Raw genomic sequence first — 23,342 nt, 5'->3', positions numbered from 1 at the left:
TGATGTTGATGATATTAGACTTAATAGGCAGATACTTTAGTCACAACCTAGATAAGCTTTAGTTAACCAGGGCCGACTAAAGCTTAAATTCAATATAAAAAACAAACAGCCCTTATTAAAGTTGAGTGGTAATTGCTGCAATAAAACCAATTATGCCACCAAAAACACCGCCCCAAACCACAAGCCAGCCTAAATGCTCACGAATCATGCGTTGTACTATTTCTTTAACAAGTTGTGGTGTTAGTTCATTAAGGCGCTTTTCAATAATATCGCTTACCTTGTCACGCATACCCGCCATGATATTAGGCTGCTCTAACTCTTTTCGTAGAATGGCATTAAATTCATCACTTTGGCTTATTTCGATAACTGAGGCGCGCATTTTCTCAATAAATGGTTCACGCATAGGTTGCAGCGCTTCAGTGCCACCTACCATAGCTAACATACCGCCAAAAGAAGATTGTTCAACCACACTGACTAAGTTATCAAAAGCTGGCGACAAGTCGACTTTATTAATAACCGGCGCAAGATCAATGGCTGTTGCAGGACTATCGCTTCCAGCAAGAAACCTATCTATATTTTCTTCGGTAAAGAATTGTTCCATCATTAACCCACGAATTGCGACTTTAAAGTCTTCAAAACGCGCAGGAATAACACCAGAACCATATAAAAAAGGTACACGTTCAAATAACATATGTATAGCAAGCCAATTAGTTACAGCTCCAGATAAAGCAAATAAACCTACGGTAAAAATAATATTATTTGCGACTGTGTAGCCGATAATAATGGCAATAAAGGCTAAAAAATTAGTGATAAAACTTTTATTCACAAAAGCTCCGTAACGTTGAGAGTAATTATTCATGCTATGGTATCAATTGCTTGCGATTGCGCCAATATTTCATTGTGAGTGAAATGAACATCAATAAATTGTGTAACATCTTTAGCCACTCGTTTGCTATTTTCGTGACAATATTAAACAATCATTAACATAGTAAAAAAAATAATAAAAAAGGCGCTTTATGTATAATCGAATAAGCTTTTCAATGTTAATAACCCTATTTAGTTCATGGCTTATGTTGATAAGCGCAAGTGCGACTGCCGAACAACAAACGAAAACGTTAATAACTGACAACATAGCAACACAAGCTAATGTTCAGAGTGAATGGCGAACTGTTGCTATTGAAAACATGGTGTTATTAACACTGCCACATGGCAAAGTTGTTATCGAGTTAGCCCCACAGTTTTCTCCAAAGCATGTTAAACAATTTATCCAACTTACTAAGGCTGGCCACTATAACGGCAATAAATTTTATCGTGTAATTGACGGTTTTGTTGCACAGGCGGGTCCTGAAGATGCGAGTAAGGCCGATCGTTCTGTTCCTTTATTGTCGCTTGAAGGCGATTGGACAACACAACAAGATTTTGCATTTACTTTAGTACAAAACAATGATTTATTTGCTGAAAAAACGGGCTTTAAAAACGGTTTTGCCCTTGGCCATAATCCTCGTGAGAATAAAGCATGGTTAACGCATTGCCCTGGTATTATTGCTATGGCTCGCGGCAACGAGGCTAATTCAGCTTCAAGCCACTTTTATATTACTAATGGTCAAGCGCCAAGGTATTTAGATCGTATTATGAGCATTTTTGGTCGAGTTATTTATGGCATGAACCATGTACAATCTATAACTCGTACTGCCGTTATTGAGGGAGAAGATGCAGTGCCTGATACTAAACACACTCCCATAATTAGCATGCAAATGATGGCTGACGTACCTAAAGCAGAGCAAATTCACCTACAAGTAACAAATACTGAAAGTGCCTTGTTTGCGACTAAACTTGCTGACCGTATCAAGCGTAATAGCGCCTTCTTTTTTAAAAAACCGCCACCGGTTCTCGACATCTGTCAAACTCCAGTACTAACGCGCTTAATACAAAATAAAGCGATTACAAAAGAGACTGCAATTAAATAATAACGATAAACTCTGGCAAGCATCAGTTAATCATGAATTAGCACTTTTTAGTTATGCCAATCAGTAGCTTTTGTAAAATATTGGTTGATGTTACTTGATAATATTTTGCTTTTACTTTTATAGTAAAACCATTCGATTAGCTGAACATGTTATTTTTACAGTTATCTATAGCGAAATATTATCAATTAAAAATACTAAAATATAATGCAAATCAACCATTGGGTAATTGGAACTAATTATGAGTAGTCAATCAGTAAATACACGCAGAGCGTTTTTAGTAAAAGCTTTCAACACCGGTTTATTGGCAACTGTAACAAGCAGTGCTTTACTAAGTTCACTGGTAAACGCGATGGCTGAAGTACCAGCAGAATTGCCACTTGGACAATCTATTTACAACTTCGAAGGTGAAGTAACGGTTGATGGCACAATAATTACCAAAGCAAATATGTCAAAAACCGTGATCAGAGCTAATTCAGTAGTGGTTACAGGCCAAAGCAGCTGGATAATGTTTGCCATCGGGAAAGATGCCCACCACTTAAGAGAGAACTCACGTTTAGTGCTAGAAAGTACCGGTGTATTTGAAGAAGCAATGCGTTTATTTACTGGCTCGGTACTATCGGTATTTGCTAAACGTAAGCCAACTGAAAAACAATTTAAACTGCACACAACTACCGCTACGGTAGGTATTCGAGGAACGGCTGTTTATGCAGAGTCAGATACAGCGTTAAATCGCAGCTACGTGTGTACCTGTTACGGAGAGGTTGATGTTAGTGCCATTGCTGACCCTAGCATTTCTGAAAATATTAAAAGTGCTCATCATGACAACCCTCGTTACATCTATGCTGATACAAGCCAAGGCGATATTATTCAGCCCGCGCCAATGAAAAACCATAATGATGCAGAATTAAACTTAATTGAGGCTATTGTCGGTCGTACCTCACCATTTTAGTATGATAAAAACCTGATCCAAAAGTAACAGTCAGCACTTTATTATTTCAGTAACTCATGGTTGATAACAATAAAATGATATTTCAGCGCTCTAAAAAGAACATATTAAATTTTATTATCATTTTATATATTTTTATTAGTACGACACCATTTATAGAAGTGCCTATTTTAAATACCTTAGAAATGTTCACTTCTGACGTGCGTTTAAAGCTCACCATGCCAAAAGGAATTGATGATCGGGTAGTTATTGCCGATATCGATGAAGACAGTATTCAAGAAGTAGGCCGTTGGCCATGGAATAGAGCTGTTTTAGCTGAATTAATTGACACACTATTCGACCATTATCACATTAAAGTGCTTGGCTTTGATGTTGTGTTTTCTGAGCCTGATGATGTAAGTGGTTTGAAAGTGCTTGAGCAACTTGATTCACTAAAAATTAACGATAGTCAGTACCTCGCTGCAAGCGAAAAATTCAAACAAAAATTGGCTTATGACCACATATTTTCAGAAGCGATAAAAGGTCGCAATATCGTATTAGGTATGGTGTTTGATCAAAACAATACTGATGAAATTAACCACCTAAAAAAACCAATCTCCACCATAGAACAAACACTTGCAGAAAAAACCTTAATAGCAAAGCCACAGGGTTACACAGGCAATATAGACATTATTCATCAAGCAACTGACAGTGTCGGTTTTTTTGATAACCCTAATATTTCTGAAGATGGTTTATATCGCAAAGTACCGCTGTTTCAACTTTATCAAAATGGCTTTCACCCTTCTTTAGCTTTAGCTATCACCAGAAAAGCTATTGGCGATCAAAATTACTATTTTAACATCGCAGAAACAGGCAATTACCTGGCAATTGAGCAAGTTCAACTGGGCAGCTTTATTATTCCAGTAGATAAAACCGGCTCAGTTACTGTGCCTTATCGAGGTAGAGCAGGTAGCTTTCCTTACATTTCTGTCAAAAACATTTTAAACAAGCGCATTGCAATAGACGCCCTTAAAAATCGCATTATTATTTTAGGTACGTCAGCACCTGGGTTGCAAGATATAAGAGCAACGCCTGTAGACACAGCACTGCCGGGTGTTGAAGTACACGCCAATATTATTAGCGGTATACTCGATCAACGCATACCTTATCAACCAAGTTATACACTAGGTGTTGAGCTCACTATTATTATTATTTTAGGTTTGCTAATGATGGTGGTTTGCAATTATTTATCACCCATTAAGACCATGCTTTTTACTTCAGCACTGATCACGCTTTACCTTATTTTAAACTTTTTAATATGGCAGCAAGGCATTGTTATTTTTCTTGCACCACCCTTGCTATTAATACTGATGATATTTGTGGTGCATATGTCATGGGGCTTTGCTGTAGAAAACAATACTAAAAATACGGTAAAAAAGCTGTTTGGGCAATATGTCCCTCCAGGGTTGGTTGATGAAATGGTTAATAAACCAGAGTGGATTAGCCAAGAAGGACAATCTAGAGAGTTAACGGTATTATTTGCCGATATACGGGGTTTTACTGCAATTTCTGAAAGCCTGTCACCTAAAGAGCTTAGCGAATTATTAAATTTATTTCTTACGCCGTTAACCAAGGTTATATATGACGAAAGAGGAACTATAGATAAATATATTGGCGATTGCATCATGTCTTTTTGGGGAGCGCCACTTCCCGACAGTAATCATGCAGAGCATGGTGTTAGCGCGGCACTTAACATGTTAGAAAAAGTTAAACAGCTTCAATCGAGTTTCTCAGAGCGAGGATGGCCAGCAGTTAATATTGGCATTGGTTTAAATACTGGTGAAATGAGCGTTGGCAATATGGGCTCAGAATATCGCATGGCCTACACCGTTTTAGGCGATGCGGTAAACTTAGCTGCTCGGGTAGAAGGGCTGACTAAGCAATATGGTGTGGCATTAATCGTTACTGAATTTACTAAACAGGCTGCACCAAATTTTATTTATCGCAAATTAGACCAAGTTAAAGTAAAGGGCAAAAATGAAGCGGTAACCATATATGAGGTGGTTAACTTTATTGGTTCAGTGAGTGATGAGTTAATCGAAGAAATTCGCCAGTTTCATTTCGCTTATGAGTATTATTGTCAGCAAAAATGGGATGACGCTGCAGGTATTCTCAATACGCTCGCAAATCAAAAACAAAGCGAAACAAACAACGTTTTATATCAATTATATTTGCAACGTATTAAAAACTATAAGCTATCGCCACCAGATAAAAATTGGCATGGCGTTTATAGCCATCAAACTAAATAACCTGAACTCTGGATAAGCAGCACTTGCTCATTTCTACCACTTAATTGGGTGAATCTAAGTTACGTTTTTTATATTGCGTTTTCATTTTACCACCTTTGCGATAAAGTGCGGGCCTTAAGGCTTTGCGAAGTGTTGGAAATAAATACGATATGGTTGTTAGCCATCCGCTAATTTTTGGTAACGATATTTCAGTTTTCTCACCTCGCGCCACACTCACTATGGCATCAGCGACTTGTTGAGCGGTGCTCATGGGTTGCGAAAATACAATATCTTCAACTTGATCAATTTCCGACATAATAAACCCGGTATCAATAGGTCCTGGTGATACCACGCCAACATAAATCCCCGTATTTTGTAATTCATCCGCTAATGAATAGGTAAAGGCACGTAAACCTGCTTTTGTTGCCGCATAAGTTGCTGCACCTTGCAGTGGCGTTCTACCTGCAAGCGACCCAACATTAACGATTGCCCCTCCACCAGCCTGTTTTAAATACGGTAATATCAAGCAAGACAATTGAATGGGCGCGCGTAGATTTACATCGACCATTTTAGCCAAATCACTCGCTTGATTTAAGGTGACATCTCCACGTTGGTGTAAACCTGCATTATTAATTAACACATCAACAGAACCAAAAGTTTGAGCCGCTTTAATGAGTAAATTTTCATTTGCGCTTGCATCATTAATGTCCATAGCAATATTGATGACCGATGTTATTTCAGCAAGTTCTTCTGTGATAACATCTAAGGCCGTTTGCCCTCGAGCAACTAACACTAAATTAGCACCTAGTTGAGCAAAAGTTCGTGCAGTTGCTGCACCAACGCCAGCCGAAGCGCCAGTAATAATCACCGTTTTATTCTTAAAATCATCTTTCATCGTATTTGCTCTCTTTGATTCACTAAAGTACTTTGCCAGCTTTAACTAAGCACGTATGTGGCTTGTTACAAAACATCATTGTAAATAAAGTGTTAACATAGTGAAAAAACATCAATAATTTCATAAAATAGCAGCATAACAACAAAGGGCTCGATAATGAAAATAAAATATTTAGCGGCAGTTATTGTCGCCAGCTTCACTCTCTCTGCGTGTATAGCAACGCAAACTCATCAAAATTCAACACCGCAAAGTGCTGCCATTGAAAGTAATAGCAACAAAGTATTCAGCCAAAATTATGTTTTTAAAGAGCTTGAAAATGGCTTACGTGTACTTATTGTTAAAACTGATTATCCTGATCTAGTTTCTGTACAAATACCTGTTTCCGTAGGTGCTCGCGATGAAGACGAAAAAGGCCGCACTGGTTTCGCGCATTTTTTTGAACACATGATGTTCAAAGGCTCAAAAAAATATCCACAAGCGGTATATGCAGATTTATTCAAAAACGCTGGTGTTGATAACGGTGCTTATACCACCAACGATTACACCAACTATCATTTAGATTTTTCAAAAGATCACCTAGACAAAGTATTAGAGATTCAAGCGGATCATTTCCAGAATCTAAGTTACACAGAAGCACAATTTAAAACTGAAGCCTTAACGGTAAAAGGTGAATATTTAAAAAATAACGCCAGCCCTATTCGAAAATTACTTGCTGCTGTGCGCAAAGAAGCCTTCGATACTCATACTTATAAACATACCACCATGGGATTTTTTGAAGATGTTGAAGCTATGCCTGAGCAGTCAGCTTATGGTGAGAAATTCTTTCAACAATTTTATAAACCCGAATATGTATCTTTAGTTATTGTGGGTGATGTCGAGCCAACAGCAACCATGGCAATGGTAGAAAAACATTGGGGTAATTGGCAAAAAGGCGACTTTGTTAACAATATTGCTCCAGAGCCAAAGCAACTAGCACCAAAATACGTACATGAGAAGTTTGAAGGTTTACCGGGCCATTGGTTACTGGTGTCTTATAAAGGCGCTGATTGGCAACCTAAGAAGAAAGATCGTGCGGCATTAGATTTAATTTCTGAATTATATTTTTCAAATAACTCAGCACTTTATCAAGAGTTAGTTGTTGATAAACAACTTGCAAGCCAAATGTTTAACTATAACCCTGAAACTAAAGATGCTGGCTTACGCCATGTATTTATTAAAGTGAATCAAGAAAAAGATTTAGCCACAGTGCGAGATGCTATCAACCAAACTTATGCAAAAGCACGCACTGAATTAGTTTCTGCCGAAAAGCTTGATAACTTAAAATCAAACTTAAAATATAGCTTTGTCAATAGTTTAGATTCTTCAGAGGCAATTGCATCAACATTAGCTAGCTACATGCATTTTGACCGAGATCCTGAAACTATCAACTACCTTTATAATAGTTTCGATAATATTTCTGCAGATGATATAAAGCGTATTGCTAACAAATACTTTATTGATGAAAACCGCACAACCGTGACCTTATCTGCTTTAGATAAAGTAGCAGGGTTTGATCAAGAAGTTGCCTTAAACACAGCGGTAGCAAACTTCAAAGTGAAAAGCTCTCAGCCCCAAAAAGCGCAATTTACGGTATTAGACAAAACCAATGACTCACCGTTAATCGATGTGAACTTTCTGTTTTATACTGGTGCCGCAGCTGATCCTGCGGGTAAAAAAGGGGTAGCTGCATTGATGGCACGTATGTTAACCCAAGGTGGTTCTCAAACACGCAGTTACCAAGACATTCAACAAGGTTTATACCCTTTAGCTGGCGAGTTTTCATCACAACTTGATAAAGAAATGATGTCGTTTACCGGCAGAGTACATAAAGACAATGCTGAATCTTGGTATCAACTAATTAGTGATCAATTATTAAACCCAGGCTGGCGAGAAGACGACTTTAAACGCCTGAAAAAAGAATTAATTGATAGCATTAAATCAGGGCTTAAAGCCTCTAACGATGAAGAGTTAGGTAAAGAAGTTTTATACAGTGAACTTTATAAGGATCATGCGTATGAGCATTATAATAGCGGTGATTTGTCTGATTTAGATACGATTACATTAGACGATGTGAAAGCTTTTTACCAAGCTCAACTCACGCAAGCAAAATTGCATCTGGGTATAACTGGTGCACTTTCAAATGACTTAAAGAAAAAAATGTTCGCTGACCTTGCACGCTTACCTGCTGGTAAAGAAAAACGTCTAAACATTGCCAAAGCTCCATTGTTAAAAGGTCATCATGCAACAATTGTTGAAAAAAGTGCCCAATCAACGGCAGTTTCTTTCGGCTTTCCAATCGATACTATTCGTAATAACAAAGATTGGGCCGCTTTATGGTTAGTACGCTCTTATTTTGGCGAACACAGAAGCTCGAATAGTTATCTTTATCAACAAATTCGCCAAGCACGTGGCATGAACTACGGCGATTACGCTTATATTGAATATTTCCCTCGAGGTATGTTTCAAACCAAACCTGATGCTAACTTAGGTCGTTCAAGCCAAATTTTCCAAGTTTGGTTACGCCCTTTACGTACAAATAACGATGCGCATTTTGCTACCCGAGCCGCTTTATATGAATTAGATAAGTTAATTGAAAATGGCATGAGTGAAAAAGACTTTCAAGCAACGCGTAATTATTTAACCAACTATGCGCCGCAGCTAGTTGCTAGCCAAGATCAGCAATTAGGTTATGCGCTTGATAGCGAGTTTTATCAAACCGATGAGTTTGTAAAATACGTACGTGAACAATTTGCAAAACTTTCGTTAGCTGATGTAAATCGTGTAATTAAAGCTAATTTGCAAACCGATAATATTCACTATGTGTTTATTTCCGCTGACGGCGAAGATATGAAACAACGCTTACTGTCTGAGCAAGTATCATCGTTAGAATATAATTCTGATAAGCCCGCAGCGCTAATAGCAACTGATAAAGTTATTGAAAACTACAAGCTAAAACTGCCGAGTAAAAACGTTAAAGTTTTAGCTGTTGATACAGTTTTTGAATAACCTTAACTGACACGATTAAATTAGAAAATTAACTATCATTAAAAGCACCACGCCTGTCGTGGTGTTTTTGTTTCTCCATAGGAATTTATCTATAGAAACAACCTAAAAACCAGAACCTTAACCACAAAGCCAGCTACTTTGAGCATATAAAAAATTTTAACCTACAGAGAAATACCTGTAATAACTTAAGGTTAGAAGACAAATTGATCTTTAAAGGTTAATTCCTCGTATTTAATTGTTACAATCGACTTTCTCGTTCATTAACCATTCATTTTTCTTTGGTATGATGAAAACAAGTTATTCAATTTATATTTTTAAAGGTCAATTTATGCAGTGTAAAAAATCCATTATCAGTTTAGTTGTTGTGTCGTTAGCCTTCAGTGGCTGTGCGAGTACTAATAAAGAAAAAGGAGCTGCAATTGGCGCCATTACGGGTGCGGTTATCGGTAAATCAACCAGTAATCATAAAAATAAGCGTGCTGTTTGGGGTGCCGCTATTGGTGCGCTTGCAGGTGTAGCGATTGGTGATTACATGGATAAACAAGAACAAGAGTTTCGTGACGAATTGTCAGGCTCAGGCATTGAAGTCGTAAGAGAAGGTGATAACTTACGCTTAATTATGCCAGCTAACATTACCTTTGCTACAGGCCAAGCTTATATAACATCTGGGTTTTACAGCACACTAGACGATATCGCTCGCGTGTTAAATAAATATGAAAAAACTTTACTCAGTATCGAAGGCCATACCGATAGCCAGGGTGCGGCAGATTTTAATCAAAACTTATCTGAGCAACGCGCAGGCAGTGTAAAACAGTATTTAACCAATCAAGATATTATTGCGAGTCGTTTACAAACCGTTGGTTACGGCGAAACTCGTGCGGTTGCCGACAATAGCAGTGCCAATGGCCGCGCATTAAATCGCCGAGTAGAAATTCAAATTATTCCAAACCAAGCTTAATTTACTGCAAAATTTTCTCTGCGGAATATTCACTATAAATACCACTAACATTAGTGGTATTTTTTTGGACTATTTTCAGTTATTCAGTAATATAACTTATAAAAATTGTACGGTGTGAATGCTCGAACAAGCTTTTCCAATATAAGGACACTAGAATTTATGGATTTATTTAACCTCAATATTAATATAGATGAAGTCATGAAAAATCTAATACAGTTATTTATCGCATTAATATTACCCATTATGACCGCATGGGAAAGAGAGAAAAGTAGTAGATCAGCTGGGTTAAGAACCTTTCCTTTAGTATCAATGGCAGCTTGTACTTTCACTATTCTTGCCATGTCTATTTTTAACGACCAAGATGCTCAATCTAAAGTAATTGCTGGTATTGTCACTGGCATTGGTTTTATCGGTGGGGGTGCAATTTTAAAAGACTCATCACAAGTTAGTGGAACATCAACAGCGGCAGCAATTTGGTCAACCGGAGCCATTGGTATTGCTGTTGGTTTAGAGCGTATAGAAATTGCAATAGCGCTAAGTATTATGACCTTTGCAACGCTTAAAGTTATCGGTAGAGTGAAAGAAGAAGTGCCTAAAGATTAATGTTGAATTTAATGCTTTCTGCGCTGTAAATAAAGCCAAAAAACACCACGGTTATTGCATATTAGTAAAAATAACCGTGTAATGACCGTTACACTATTCGCCGCTATTTGATGTGGAATTTTTAGTGTTTTGCTGATTGTACCAACAATAACATTGACCAGACTGAACATAGGGATTTTTCGCTCGCGGCCGATGGCTTTTTTTAAATAGTTGATCAAAAACTTTCTTGTAATTTTGCAATATTTTTCCCCTTAAAAATCTCATTAACTGCAAACTTGATTACGACCGTAAGTTTTTGCTTTATACAAACTCACGTCGGCCTGGTTAATAAACGCTTTAACCTTTGAACTTGTTTCATCTATAAAAGTGGGTGAGCAACTTGTAACTCCTGCACTTATCGTAATGTTATGGTGCTTAGCGTTGGAAGCATGCTTAATATTTAGCTCATTAACCGATTTAACTAAACCATTGGCTATTTTTTTAGCGCCTGCTAAATCAGTGAATGGAAGTAAAATAACAAACTCCTCGCCACCAAATCTGGCAACAAGATCGGTAGTGCGCTTTATTTTTTCAGCTAAGCACTGGGCAACTAGCGATAAGCATTCATCACCTTTTACATGACCAAACTCATCGTTGTAATATTTAAAGTGGTCAATATCGACCATAATAAGCGAGATTTCACCGGATCCTCGCATAACCGCTTGCCAATCAATAACTAATTGGCTATCAAAGCAATATCTATTTGCGATGCCGGTTAAAGCATCTGTCTTTGAAACTAGCTCAAGCTCTTTAGTGTGCTTAACTAATTTAATGTGATTTTTTACACGACTGAATAAAATTTTAGGCAAAGTATCAGAGGCAATATAATCAATAGCCCCTAAAGCTAGCATTTTCTCTTCTTCTATTTCGCTGTAATGATCACTAATAAAAATCATTTGAATATGCTCTGTCGATTTATGCTGTTTCACAAACTTACAAACATCTGCGCTTGCCATTTTAGCTAATTGAGTCGATGCAAGTACGATGTCAATATTGCCTTTTAAAATAGCCTGTAACGCCGTTAAACCGTCTTGTGCTGTTTGTATATGAAAGTGTCTGCCAAAAACCTTGCGCCAATGTGTTAATTTTTTTTCAAACTCGTTCACCAATAGGAGAGTTAGCTTAGTATTACTTTTTTTCGCTAACTTACTGTGACTTAAATTTGGCACATTTGCGGAGATATTATTTTGAGAGGTTGGTGCTGAAGCCATGTAGCCCTCCAAATTAGCTTTCGATAATACAAAAGCAATGTTGAAATTATAAAAAATCAAAACTCAGCAACACCAAATCACAACAGCAATCAATTATGATGAACACATGGTCAAATTTTGAAAAGCGCGAAAGTTAAACGCACGCCTGTGGCGTGCGCTCGATCGAACTATTGTAGAATACTAATGCTTAACTATTTCCAATTGATCAACCACCGATTTAACATCAGTTGTGTTTTTAGTGATAGCAACAGCGAGTTGTTTTGCTGCATCTGAGTCCACTTCGCCTGATAATGTAACCACGCCTTCTTCAACTTCTACTTCGATAGCCGTTCCGCTGACTTCTGATTCAAATAATAGCTTTGTTTTAACCACTGTCTCAATTTTTGAATCTGTTAATGCCATCAGCATTTTGTTGTCTTTAGTAGGTTCATTATCGATTACTGTTAACTGGTTATCGACTGAGTTCACCCCCTCCAGACTGGCAACCAACTCTTCAGCTAACGCTTTATCAACACCGCTTTCAACTTTACCCGTAAGAATAACTACACCATTTTTCACATCAGTATTAATGTCAAAAGAATTTAGGTTTGTATTAAATAATAAAGTACTTTCTGCTTTACCATCTAACCACGCATCTTTTGAGGTATCTTTCCATGTATTCTCTGCATACGCAGCTGATGAACCAACTGTTAATAATGTTAACGCAACCAATGAACGAATTGAGTTTTTCATATTATTCTCCTTTTAGTTAAAACAACAAGACTAAAGCCATAACCATGCCAATAACTTAAGCTACTGATTATAAGAGATATTTGTTATTTTCTCTACTTGACTGTGGACGTTATTGATAGAGAATTACGCTTTATTTACAGATGGAATTGTAAAAAATACATAGGTGAGTAAAAATAAGAAAGTATTAATCTCAAATTGATAAATTATCCGCTCATTTTAATGATTAAAATATACAACTACCGCGTTATAATATAAACCACAGCTTGATGAGTGATTGTTTTGCTTATTTTTTTGCAAAGTATCACAGTTATTGCCTCAATTATTGAAGACAAAAAGCAAACTTATGAAAACCAAATTAATTACTCGACCAGGCTATGAGTTACTTCAGCAAGAGTTAAATAAACTGTGGCGAGAAGAGCGTCCAGAAACCACCCGAAAAGTTTCATGGGCTGCCAGTTTAGGCGACAGGAGCGAGAACGCTGATTATCAATATAACAAGAAGCGCTTGCGTGAAATTGATCGCCGCGTACGTTATCTTCGTAAAATACTTGAAGAGCTAAAAATTGTTGATTATGGTCCACAACAAGAGGGCAAAGTTTTTTTTGGCGCTTGGGTAAATTTAGAAAATGATGACAATGAAAGATTAAAATTTCGCATTGTTGGACCAGAAGAGATCTATGGCCGTAATGACTACTCGTCAATAGATTCGCCTATTTCACGCGCATGTTTAAAAAAAGAAGTCGACGACGAAGTTGTGGTAAAAACTCCTGCCGGTGAAAAAATTTGGTATGTAAATGCCATTGAATATGAAAAATAATATGTTTAATACAAAATGTAATAAGTTATTGACGATTTAATCCGCCTTAAAATGATCGATTATTTACTTCAATTGGTATAAGTAGTGTAATTTCATCTTAACTAATATGGTTGATTTTTGCCTATGAATTAAGAAAGATATGGCTATAAGCGCCATTTATTTGTGCCGTAAAAGGACGTTTTATGTCTATCCAAGAAAAACTTAAACAAAAAACACGACAATTTATCGACTCTAAAAAAATGTTGAGAAGCATTACGCTGGCATCATTTTTAGAGTCAACCATAGTCCCTATTCCTTTAGAAGCGGTATTAATACCTTTAATGCAAGCACGCCGTGAAAAAATATGGCTTATTGCTCTAATGGCAACTTTAGGTTGCCTTATTGGCGCATTATTTGGTTATGCGCTTGGCTATTATTTATTTGATATTGTGGGTGAATGGGTTATCTCGACATTCTCAAATTCAGAACAATTTGAAGTAGTTAAGCAAAAAATGCATGAACAAGGATTTTGGTTTGTTATTACCTTAGGCATAGTACCTATCCCTTTTCAAATAGCCATGTTGGCCGCTGGTGCAACAAAATATTCACTCACCTTATTTTTAATCGCCTCGGTAATTGCACGCTCTATTCGCTATTTTGGCTTAGCACTTATTGTGTATTACGCGGGTAATCAGGCTGAGCGCATTATCAAAAAGCATAAAACTAAGGCCATCTTAGCTTTAACCTTGATAGTATTAAGCGCTTGGTGGGTGAGTACATTGGTTTAGTCTAACTAACCTGAACTCTGGATAAGCAGCACTTGCTCAATGCTCCCTTTTAAGCCATTTTCTGCGTTAAAACGTCGATAAATAGCGCGCTATTCATAAACGTTTTGCCTTAAAAATGGCATAAAATGAAGCATTGATGATGTCTATTCGTGATGTTCACCTGGCTATAGCATTTACTTTATTACCTAAGCTTTTGGTTCACTTGAGTTTCAAGCACTCATTATCCAGAGTTCAGGTTAACTAATAAAAATTATTGCCAATAGTGAGTAGTAGTCCGACTAAACTGCATTAACCAAGTTATATAGTCTTGATAACTCAAATGAGGAAGAGGAATTTTTAGCGTAATTTGCTAGCTATATTTACCGCAATATAAAAATAGCTAGCACTAAAACTAAACGTCTATGGAATTAAAACGTGTAGCTTGCTTTTGCATAAAATATGCGTCCGCGTGGATCGTGGTGTTTAGGGTCGTAACTAAAGTTAGCGCCATCTGCTACAACAGGCGCCGCGCGATCAAATAAGTTCTGAACACCAACACTAAATGCCGCTTCACCCTCTTGAATAGCCGTAACAAAACGATATTGCAATTCAACTGGGGTAAAAGCGTCAATGGTATCGCCTTGACGGTTATTTATATAGCTTGATACGTAATCAACTCGTGCCATTACACTATGATTATCCATTAACCAATGTGCAGATATATTACCTTTATCTTCAGGCATTGAACGTACAAAACTACCAAAATTAAATTTACCTACAGCATCGTAAGTACTGCCATCGGCATTAGGTACATCGTAACTTAAATAACGTGAAAAGCCTGCTGAAAGCTCTAAAGAACTACCATCAAGATCGAACCTATAACTTGTTTCAATATCAATACCACTTGCGTCAATAGTTGCCGCATTAAAGTAGTCGGTTGAAATACCCGCTAGTGTACTAGATGGGTCATTAGGATCTTGACGTACTATCGTTGGACCATTAGGGTCTTGATCCAATACCGCTTGAGCAGACTCGATGGTAATGACGTCTTTGTAGTCAATACGCCAGTAATCAAGTCGTACTTGAAAAGCATCGCTACTCCATAATGCGCCAACATTATAGTTTGTTGCTTCTTCAGGTTTTAAATCGGCATTACCTGTAGTTGTTTGGCGGATAAATAACGAAGAGGCATTCGGGATTTTATTGCCACTTGAATCAAGCACGGGTGTGCCATCTGGATTTAATTGATAATCAACTAAGTTAACCGTATTGGTTACATCGGCATTAAACTGCGAAAGTGATGGTTCACGAAACGAGGTACTTGCAGAAGCGCGTAAGGATAAGTTATCTGTAGCGCTATACAGCACTGAAATTTTTGGATCTAAGCTACTATCAGTATCTAAATTTTCATAACGTAAGGCTGCATTTACCGTAATATCATCAGATATCGGCAGCTCAATTTCAGCAAAAATTGCCGCTGCTGAACGAGACTCATCAATGTTATTTACACTACCTAAAAAGGTGAAGTCATTGGGTAGTGGGTTGCCAGCTGCATTATAAAGAATTGTGCTATTTTCTGCTGGATTAACTTGATAAGACTCTCGTCGGTATTGAGCGCCGAAAGCACCATAAACCGTTCCACCGTCCAACTCAAACAATTCACCATTAATAACCCCATCCCAGACTAATAATCGAGTTGTTGTCTCAGATTTAAAGTCCGTTTCTAGCCAATCTAATAAGGCGGGATCATGATTTAGGTCAGTACTGAAATGATCAAAGGTCATATCTCCAGACACGCCACCTTGGCCATTCATAGCTAACGCTAAACGAGAAAGTGACATTTCTGGTTGGCTAATTTTATAAGTATTACCACTGTAAGCCAGTGAAGTTATCCATTCCCAACCATTGTCTAGGTACCCACTTAAGCTAGTTTCTAATCTAAAGGTTTTATTATCTCTAGGTGCCGCTCTTGATTTACTAAAATCGGCTACGGTTGGGTTATGACGACCAAAAATTATAGCGTCAACACCAAATGGGTTGGTCGAATTATCTGCCGATACTACTGGGAAGCTTAAATTAGGCAACGAAGGTACTGAGAAGTTATCGATAATGCGATAGTCACTGTAGAATGCCGACACATTTAGTTTAATATCGTTACCAAAAAAGTGCGTTAAGCTAGTGTAATACTGTTCACGCTCTTCTTCGTTTACAATATTGTAATGTAAGCCATATTTAAAACCACAACGGTCAATATCGCCATCGCCATCAAGATCGAGAATATTACCGTTTACGCCAGCACAATTAGGGTTACCTACTTGCTCTCCTTCAGCGTAAGTGCCAGCCCATGGGCCAGAGGTAACAACAGAATCACCAGTTAATTTAAACCCGGTACCTAAACTACTCGCAGCATTTTTAACTAAATCAGGGCGCTCCCAACCTTGCATATTACTACGTCTTAACATTGAAGCGGCAAAGACAATATTGGTGTTATCAGATAACTTCATGCCCGAAAGAATACTTATATTTTTATCATTTTGGTCAAAACCTTCAATCGTATGATAGGCGCCATCTATTTTTACCCCTTCAAAAGTGTCGTTAGTGACAAAGTTAACTACACCTGCAATAGCATCAGAGCCATATGAAGCTGCAGCCCCTTCTTTTAAAACTTCAACGCGTTTAAGGGCAATAGCAGGAATTGATGATGTATCAACAAACACACTACCATCTTGTGCTTTAGCGCCACTTAATACCTGTCGCTTGCCATTAATCAGCACTAAGGTAGAAGAAAGCCCTAAACCTCGTAAGTTTACATTCGAGGTGCCTTGATTATAAAAACTAGTAAAAGTATCGGGACGATTTTCGGCTCCGCTATTAATAGGTAAAATATTAACTAAATCGGTAGTGTCAACAGCACCTGAATACTTCATGTCGTCAGCATTTACCACAGATACAGGATTAGCCGTAATCGTATCTGCCCCTTTTATGTAGCTACCTAATACTTGTATTTTTTCAGTTTTATCATCTTTTTTTACGGTGGCTACATCTTGTTCTGCATCGGCTGAATAGGCCAATGATGAATTCAATGCCAAGCCTACAAATACGGCTAAAGGGCTGAGTTTAAACTTCATACTTGTTTTCATGTGTGCTCCTAAAATAGCGTTGTTATAGTTAAATTTTTATTGTGCTTATTTATAATTATTATGATTTTCTATTTTTACTGCTTTGATATTACTAACTAATTTCTAGGTAATTAAAAAAAGCATAACCGCGACAATAGTCCCCACTACCGGTACTACAACGGTTAATGCTGCCATGGGTCCATAAGCTGCTTTATGAGTTTCGCCACAGATAGAACGAATGGTAGTAACGACATAACCATTGTGTGGTAGCGAGTCCAACGCACCGGAGGAAATAGCGATTACGCGATGCAGTGCTTCAGGATCAACTCCAGCATCTAGGTAGTGAGGTGCTAAAACAGGTAAAGCGATAGATTGACCGCCAGAAGATGAGCCTGTTAATGCAGCAATAACGGTCACAGCAATCGCTGCTCCTATTAATTCGTTACCTGGAATAGCGGTTAAATGATTAACTGCGATGGTAAATGCTGGTGAAACCTTAGCGACAGCACCAAATCCAACCACAGCAGCCGTATTACCAATAGCAAGAAGTGACCCTGCGGTGCCTGCACCTATGGTATTACTTAAATTGGTAAAAAAACGTGCATTCAATAACCAAGCTGCAATACAACCGGAAAGCAAAGCCAACACCAAAGCGAATTGCGCAAAAGCGTGATGACCTAGAAATGTAACAGTAAGCACGGTTAAAATAGGGATAGCGGCAATAATAGGATGAGGTAAAGTTTTTGCCGAAATTACGGGGTCGTTATCACGAGCTTCAAAAACTTCACCATTGGCAATCGCTTTATTGAGCATACGTTGTAACCAGAAGTAGCCGAATACAGCCATCAACACTGCAACGACTAAACTAACTTCCCAGCCAGCATAGGGCGAAGTCCCTAAGTACTTAATCGGGATCCAGTTTTGAATTTCAGGTGAACCTGCTGATGTCATGGTAAAAGTTACTGAGCCAAAAGCCATCACGGCAGGGATAAAACGCCGAGGTAAGTTTGCTTGTTTAAATAAGCTTAATGCGATGGAGTAAGCCGAGAAAGCCACCACGAATACACTCACACCACCATAGGTTAAAATGGCACAGACTGCGATAACGGCAAAACTCGCATTTTTAACCCCTGTTTTACTAACAATCCACTGCGCTATACTGTCTGCTGAACCACTGTCTTCCATTAACTTGCCAAACAGCGCTCCCAACAAAAACATAAAAAACCAGGAAGCAATAAAACCAGAAAAACCAGCCATGTAACTTTGAATGAAGTTAGCACTGGTTAGTGTTTCCTCAACAGGAAAAAGTGATAATCCTCCGGTTAATGCAACGATAATAGCGGTTAAAGGTGCGGCAATTAATAAATTCATCCCACGTATGGTGAGATAGATTAACAGCGCTAACGCACCGATAAGGCCAATTAAACTGATCATAAAAATTCCTGTTCACATAAATAGATACAAAATAATGTGCCCTGAGAAGGGACTTACTTTGCTGGCGTTTATTATGTGAACAGTGACAAAATATAAATATAGTACTTTAGGGTGGCGGTTAATTTTTCATTGAATTTAGCTAGATGTTTGATCGTAGCTTCTGTTATGTTATAGCGATATTTTGACGAGTAATTTAGATTTAATGACAACCAATATAAAAATAATAATCGCTGATGATCATCCACTATTTCGAGGTGCAATTAAACGCACTATAGAAGATTTAGTCACGGTATTAGATCAAAAAGTATCGGTTACTGAAGCTCAAAGTGTTGCTGAGGTGTATAGTGTTTTAGAGCACAATGATGATTTTGATTTAGTCTTGCTCGATGTTAATTTTCCGGGCACCAATGGCTTATCGGGGCTGGCGAATTTAAGAGGCTGTTTTCCGTTAGTGCCTATTGCTATGATCTCTGGGAATGACGCCTCTGACATTATTGAGTTATCTCGCGAGCTTGGCGCTTGCGGTTTTCTCTCCAAAAGTGCAGCACCTGAAGCAATAGCTCAATCAATAAAACACTTGCTCTCTGGTGAATATTGGTTTCCAAACTCAAGTTTAAACCCAAAAGATAATATTGGTCGAGAAATTGCCGAAGTGGCTGAAAAAGTGGCGAGTTTAACACCGCATCAATTTCGCATTTTTACCTTAGTTTGTGAAGGCCTACTGAATAAGCAAATTGCTTATGAACTGGGTATTTCAGAAAACACCGTAAAAACGCATATGAGTAATATTTTTGTTAAATTTAATGTTAGAAAACGTACTAACCTCATTGTGTTAGGTAACCTGTTAAATACCGGTAATAGCTAAGTGCATCTAGGGGATATATGTTTATCTGCTCTATTTTATTTACTCGAAATACGTGAAAGTGCAGCACGAAGCGCCAATGGTTTAATGGGTTTTTGCATAAACAAAAAGCCTAGCCCTTTACTTTCTGCTTTTACTTGTTCAGTTTGATCTGCCGAAATAACAATACACGGCACAGTTTTTCCCCAATACTTAAATAGTGTTTGTACAACCTCAATACCTGAGTATTCGTTTTCTAAGTGATAATCAGCCAAAATAACATCCGGCGCATTACTCGCGGATGTACTTGCTTTAGCTTCAGCTAAACTTGTTGCTGTAATCACATTATGATGCCACTTCCCAAGTAAGGAATTCATACCCTTAAGAATTTTTTCTTCATTATCGATAGCCAAAATATTAAGTGAGGAATAGCTCAGTTTTTTATTACTTTTCGAATTTACATCTAGTAGAGGTTTTTCTATCTTGGCAGTACTCCCACGTGGCACAGTTATTTTAAACCCTGAGCCTTTCCCAAAAATAGAATTAACTTCTATCGGTAAGTTAAGCAATAAACACAGGCGATGAACTGTAGCAAGACCAAGTCCTGAACCCTCATCGTTTCCACTATGCCCAATACGTTTAAATTCTGTAAAAATATCTTTTGCGTCTTTTTCTAAAATACCAATACCGGTATCCCATACCTCAATTTTTACACTATTTTTTGTTCGCCTACACCCTATAATTACTTTGCCTTTGTTCGTGTATCGAAGCGCATTAGCCAGAAGATTTTGTAAAATACGTAATAACAATTTGCTATCAGTTTGCACAATAAGATCACTGGCTTGCACGTGAAAATCGATATTTTTCTTACGAGCTAATACTCCAAAGTCATTTTGTAATAAATTAAATACTTGCTTCACAGGAAAATGACTAATTGTTGTTTTAACAACACCGGCATCAATTTTAGCAATATCAAACAACTCACTGATTAAGCTTTCGGCATTTTGCAAAGAGTCTGATAAATTATTAATTAAACTCGAAGGGTCTTGTGGTAAATCAATATGCTGCAGCGCAGTAACAAATAACCGAGCTGCGTTCAGTGGCTGAGCTAAATCATGACTCGCTGCCGCTAAAAATCGCGTTTTACTTTGATTAGCCGCTTCAGCTTGAGACTTTGCGACACCTAAACGATGATTAATGTTAGTTAATTGTGTTGTACGCTGTGATACTCGCTGCTCTAATGTTTCATTAGATTCTTTTAAAGCGTCAACCATCAGTTGATAACTTGTAATATCGGTGTAGGTAATAACATGGCCCTTACTCGGTATCGGCTCAACCCGAACCTCAATAACTTGCTGAGTAACTGATATTCTTTTGTACACATACGATTGCTGACTGGTATATTTCTCTAGCTGCTCACTAATACGCTCTGCGACCTGCTGCTCTGACAATTTTTCCTGTAGTGCATTAAAACGTACTAGTTCAGCAATCGGATTTCCTACATAAAATAAATTTTCAGGATACTCAAACAGCTCGATACAACGTTTATTCCAAGCGACCAAACGTTGGTTATTATCTATTACTGTAATGCCTTGGCTCATATTATCGATACTACTTTGCAGTAATTCTCGACTAAATTTTAAAACATTCGAAGCTTCTTGCAGCAATCGCTCAGTTGTATTTGTTTCGTCTGGAATATGGCGAGGAGCAAGAGTAATAATATGTTTCGCGGAAGACGGACCAATAATACCGGCCAATAATGATTCGGCAAATTTCACGGTTTCAACGTGAGCCATGTGTGAAAGACAAAAGCCACTGCCATGCTGATTACAATGCTGAAGTAGCGCCAGCTTTGCTTGTTCTTCTCCTAAAAATCGGCTAATTAAATGCAGTAATGATGCGTTAGAAAGACCATCGATATTTGTTTGTTCATTATCAGGTAAAGAATGCTTTTGAAAATAAAATGAAACAACAATAAAAACGAAAGTATTTAATCCTAAACTCCATAAAACACCATGGGTTAATGGGTCTAGAGTCGTAAAATTGAATAAGGCTTCAGGGCGCAATTGAGAAAAGCCAAACAAACCATTTTGCAATAAGTCATGTGAGAACCAACCCGCTTCAACTAATGTTGGTGTTAATAGCGTATACGCCCAAATTATTGCCCCTGTTAAAACGCCAGCAATAACACCGTATTTATGACGTTTAGGCCAATATAAAGCGCCGATCAGAATGGGGAAGAGTTGCACCAATAATGTAATAGAGATTAAGCCCATAGCGCCAAGATTACCCGACGATCCCACTAAACGATAAAATATATAAGCCATTAAAAGGATAACTACAATCGTACAGCGCCTAATTTTAAGCAACGAACTTCCCACTCCCGTTGTTTGTAAATGAAAACGTTTATGGCGAAGAAGAACGGGCATGATCATGTCATTACAAATCATGGTAGAAAGTGTGATAGTGGCAACAATTACCATGCTAGTGGCTGCAGATAAGCCCCCTAGATATGCAAGTAAAGCTAAACTTGATTGTTTTTCTGCTAATGGAATAGCCAAAAAAAACATCTCGGTATTCACAAACTTCGCCTGAAAGTAGATCATTCCGACAACGATCACTAAGAGTAAAAAAAATGAAAATATAATCGCGTAAGAAGGAAAGAACCATTGCGCCGTGTCTGCATCTGTTTGGTCATTACTTTCAACAACTAACAAATGAAATAACCAAGGTAAGCATACAATCGCAGCCATGCCTAAAATTACTGCGGTAAAGTAACCATTAGACTGCTTTGCAGAAAGTGCTTGTTGAATATTTTCGTTGTTAAGCGCCTGTATTAGCACATCGCTAGGGTTATTAAATAACTGATACGCCACAAACAAGCCAATGCCACACACTGATATCAATTTAACTAAAGACTCGAAAGCAACCGCTAACATTAAACCATTATGATGTTCGGTTAAGTCAACATGGCGAGTACCAAAAACAATGCTAAACACTGCCATTAATATGGTGACAATAGCGGTAGTATCTTGCCAACTAAACAAGCCATTTTTTTGCGCGTTGTTTAATGGAAAACCATCTAAAAATGGCGAAGATATAACATCGAAACTGGTTGAAATAGCCTCTAACTGCAGAGAAAGATAGGGCAAAGTTCCAATAATAACCACTGTTGTGATCAACAATGAAACCGTTTTAGAATTTTGATATTGCGCTGAGATAAAGCCAACAATAGAAGTGCTTCTACGTTGCTTTCCCAAAGTGATTAGCCGTTTAATAACCGGAATAGCAAAAGTAATACTTAATATAGCACCAATTGTAGTTGGGGGAATAAACCAACCATTATTTGCGGCCTGTGCAGAGGTTCCGTAAAAGCTCCAAGCAGTAAAAAATATCGGTAAGCAAAGTGCGACAATAATGGGTTTAAAGCGATGGTTCTTTTTATCTATAAACTTATCACCAAAATAGGCAATGCCAAATAAAATCAATAAATAAGCTAAAGATATTATTGAAATATTAACAACACTTAACATGTGATTTCATGCCCTATTAATTCAGGTGTAACTGACTATTTTTCTATAGTCTTCACATTTATACAGAACAGTAAAGACGTACTATAAATGAATAGTGCGACAACATGGCTAGTACTTTAGTACTACGGTGAGTGGTGTAATGCTTGCAGGACAGAAAGTGGGCAGGTTAGAAGTTATTAAAGCTGATGT

The 23,342-nt window shown here is 37.7% G+C and carries 16 protein-coding genes; 9 read left to right on the top strand and 7 right to left on the bottom strand.

The genetic code is table 11. The annotated features are described in order from the left end of the window. Positions 1-115: 115 nt before the first annotated feature. A complete protein-coding gene (locus AC27H3_RS07865) occupies positions 116-826 on the bottom strand; it encodes a DUF445 domain-containing protein (RefSeq protein WP_487105116.1) in 711 nt (236 codons plus the stop codon). Positions 827-1,016: 190 nt separating this feature from the next. Between AC27H3_RS07865 and AC27H3_RS07860 the strand changes: the two genes are divergently transcribed. The 3 genes from AC27H3_RS07860 to AC27H3_RS07850 all read left to right on the top strand — a co-directional run bounded on the left by AC27H3_RS07860 (position 1,017) and on the right by AC27H3_RS07850 (position 5,201). Then, a complete protein-coding gene (locus tag AC27H3_RS07860) occupies positions 1,017-1,967 on the top strand; it encodes a peptidylprolyl isomerase (RefSeq protein WP_487105114.1) in 951 nt (316 codons plus the stop codon). Between the two features lie 238 nt (positions 1,968-2,205). Further along, on the top strand, positions 2,206-2,916 hold the full coding sequence (locus tag AC27H3_RS07855; protein ID WP_487105112.1) for a FecR family protein: 711 nt from the start codon (positions 2,206-2,208) through the stop codon (positions 2,914-2,916). 56 nt (positions 2,917-2,972) lie between these two features. Next, positions 2,973-5,201: a CHASE2 domain-containing protein gene (locus tag AC27H3_RS07850; RefSeq protein WP_487105110.1), complete on the top strand. Its 2,229-nt coding sequence runs from the start codon at positions 2,973-2,975 to the stop codon at positions 5,199-5,201. A 40-nt stretch (positions 5,202-5,241) separates the two neighbouring features. Here AC27H3_RS07850 and AC27H3_RS07845 read toward each other — a convergent pair whose 3' ends face one another. Further along, entirely contained in the window at positions 5,242-6,075 is an 834-nt protein-coding gene (locus tag AC27H3_RS07845; RefSeq protein ID WP_487105109.1) for an SDR family NAD(P)-dependent oxidoreductase, read from the bottom strand. A 156-nt stretch (positions 6,076-6,231) separates the two neighbouring features. On the opposite strand from AC27H3_RS07845, the gene AC27H3_RS07840 reads away from it, so the two are divergent. From AC27H3_RS07840 to AC27H3_RS07830, 3 genes are all read left to right on the top strand, one after another. Continuing rightward, positions 6,232-9,120 carry a M16 family metallopeptidase gene (locus tag AC27H3_RS07840; RefSeq protein WP_487105107.1) on the top strand — a complete coding sequence of 963 codons (2,889 nt, stop codon included), beginning with the start codon at positions 6,232-6,234 and terminating at the stop codon, positions 9,118-9,120. A 328-nt stretch (positions 9,121-9,448) separates the two neighbouring features. Next, positions 9,449-10,078, top strand: coding sequence for a YiaD family glycine zipper/OmpA-like lipoprotein (locus tag AC27H3_RS07835; RefSeq protein WP_085300808.1), 630 nt, complete (start codon positions 9,449-9,451; stop codon positions 10,076-10,078). Between the two features lie 159 nt (positions 10,079-10,237). After that, positions 10,238-10,681, top strand: coding sequence for an MgtC/SapB family protein (locus tag AC27H3_RS07830; RefSeq protein ID WP_487105105.1), 444 nt, complete (start codon positions 10,238-10,240; stop codon positions 10,679-10,681). A 263-nt stretch (positions 10,682-10,944) separates the two neighbouring features. Here AC27H3_RS07830 and AC27H3_RS07825 read toward each other — a convergent pair whose 3' ends face one another. Beyond that, entirely contained in the window at positions 10,945-11,931 is a 987-nt protein-coding gene (locus tag AC27H3_RS07825) for a GGDEF domain-containing response regulator (RefSeq protein ID WP_487105103.1), read from the bottom strand. Between the two features lie 180 nt (positions 11,932-12,111). Then, entirely contained in the window at positions 12,112-12,663 is a 552-nt protein-coding gene (locus tag AC27H3_RS07820; protein WP_487105101.1) for a BON domain-containing protein, read from the bottom strand. 343 nt (positions 12,664-13,006) lie between these two features. On the opposite strand from AC27H3_RS07820, the gene greB reads away from it, so the two are divergent. Together greB and AC27H3_RS07810 are read left to right on the top strand one after the other, a co-directional pair. After that, a complete protein-coding gene (gene greB / locus AC27H3_RS07815) occupies positions 13,007-13,480 on the top strand; it encodes a transcription elongation factor GreB (RefSeq protein ID WP_487105099.1) in 474 nt (157 codons plus the stop codon). A 182-nt stretch (positions 13,481-13,662) separates the two neighbouring features. Next, positions 13,663-14,247 carry a YqaA family protein gene (locus AC27H3_RS07810; RefSeq protein ID WP_487105097.1) on the top strand — a complete coding sequence of 195 codons (585 nt, stop codon included), beginning with the start codon at positions 13,663-13,665 and terminating at the stop codon, positions 14,245-14,247. Positions 14,248-14,654: 407 nt separating this feature from the next. Here the strand turns inward: AC27H3_RS07810 and AC27H3_RS07805 are convergent, their stop codons facing one another. Continuing rightward, the gene (locus tag AC27H3_RS07805; RefSeq protein WP_487105095.1) at positions 14,655-17,366 is read right to left on the bottom strand and encodes a TonB-dependent receptor plug domain-containing protein; all 2,712 of its coding nucleotides are present in this window, start codon (positions 17,364-17,366) and stop codon (positions 14,655-14,657) included. Between the two features lie 102 nt (positions 17,367-17,468). Then, the gene (locus AC27H3_RS07800) at positions 17,469-18,779 is read right to left on the bottom strand and encodes a GntP family permease (protein WP_487105093.1); all 1,311 of its coding nucleotides are present in this window, start codon (positions 18,777-18,779) and stop codon (positions 17,469-17,471) included. A gap of 202 nt (positions 18,780-18,981) precedes the next feature. Here AC27H3_RS07800 and AC27H3_RS07795 point away from each other — a divergent pair, with 202 nt between their 5' ends. Next, positions 18,982-19,644, top strand: a complete 663-nt coding sequence (locus tag AC27H3_RS07795) for a response regulator (RefSeq protein WP_487105091.1) — start codon at positions 18,982-18,984, stop codon at positions 19,642-19,644. Positions 19,645-19,679: 35 nt separating this feature from the next. On the opposite strand, the gene AC27H3_RS07790 is transcribed toward AC27H3_RS07795, so the two are convergent. Beyond that, a complete protein-coding gene (locus AC27H3_RS07790; RefSeq protein ID WP_487105089.1) occupies positions 19,680-23,153 on the bottom strand; it encodes a PAS domain-containing hybrid sensor histidine kinase/response regulator in 3,474 nt (1,157 codons plus the stop codon). Positions 23,154-23,342: the final 189 nt, after the last annotated feature.

It is taken from the genome of Colwellia sp. NW0002-52-1, from assembly GCF_057550865.1.
Note: the sequence above shows the minus strand (reverse complement) of the source record. Positions and strands in the feature narration are given on the sequence as shown.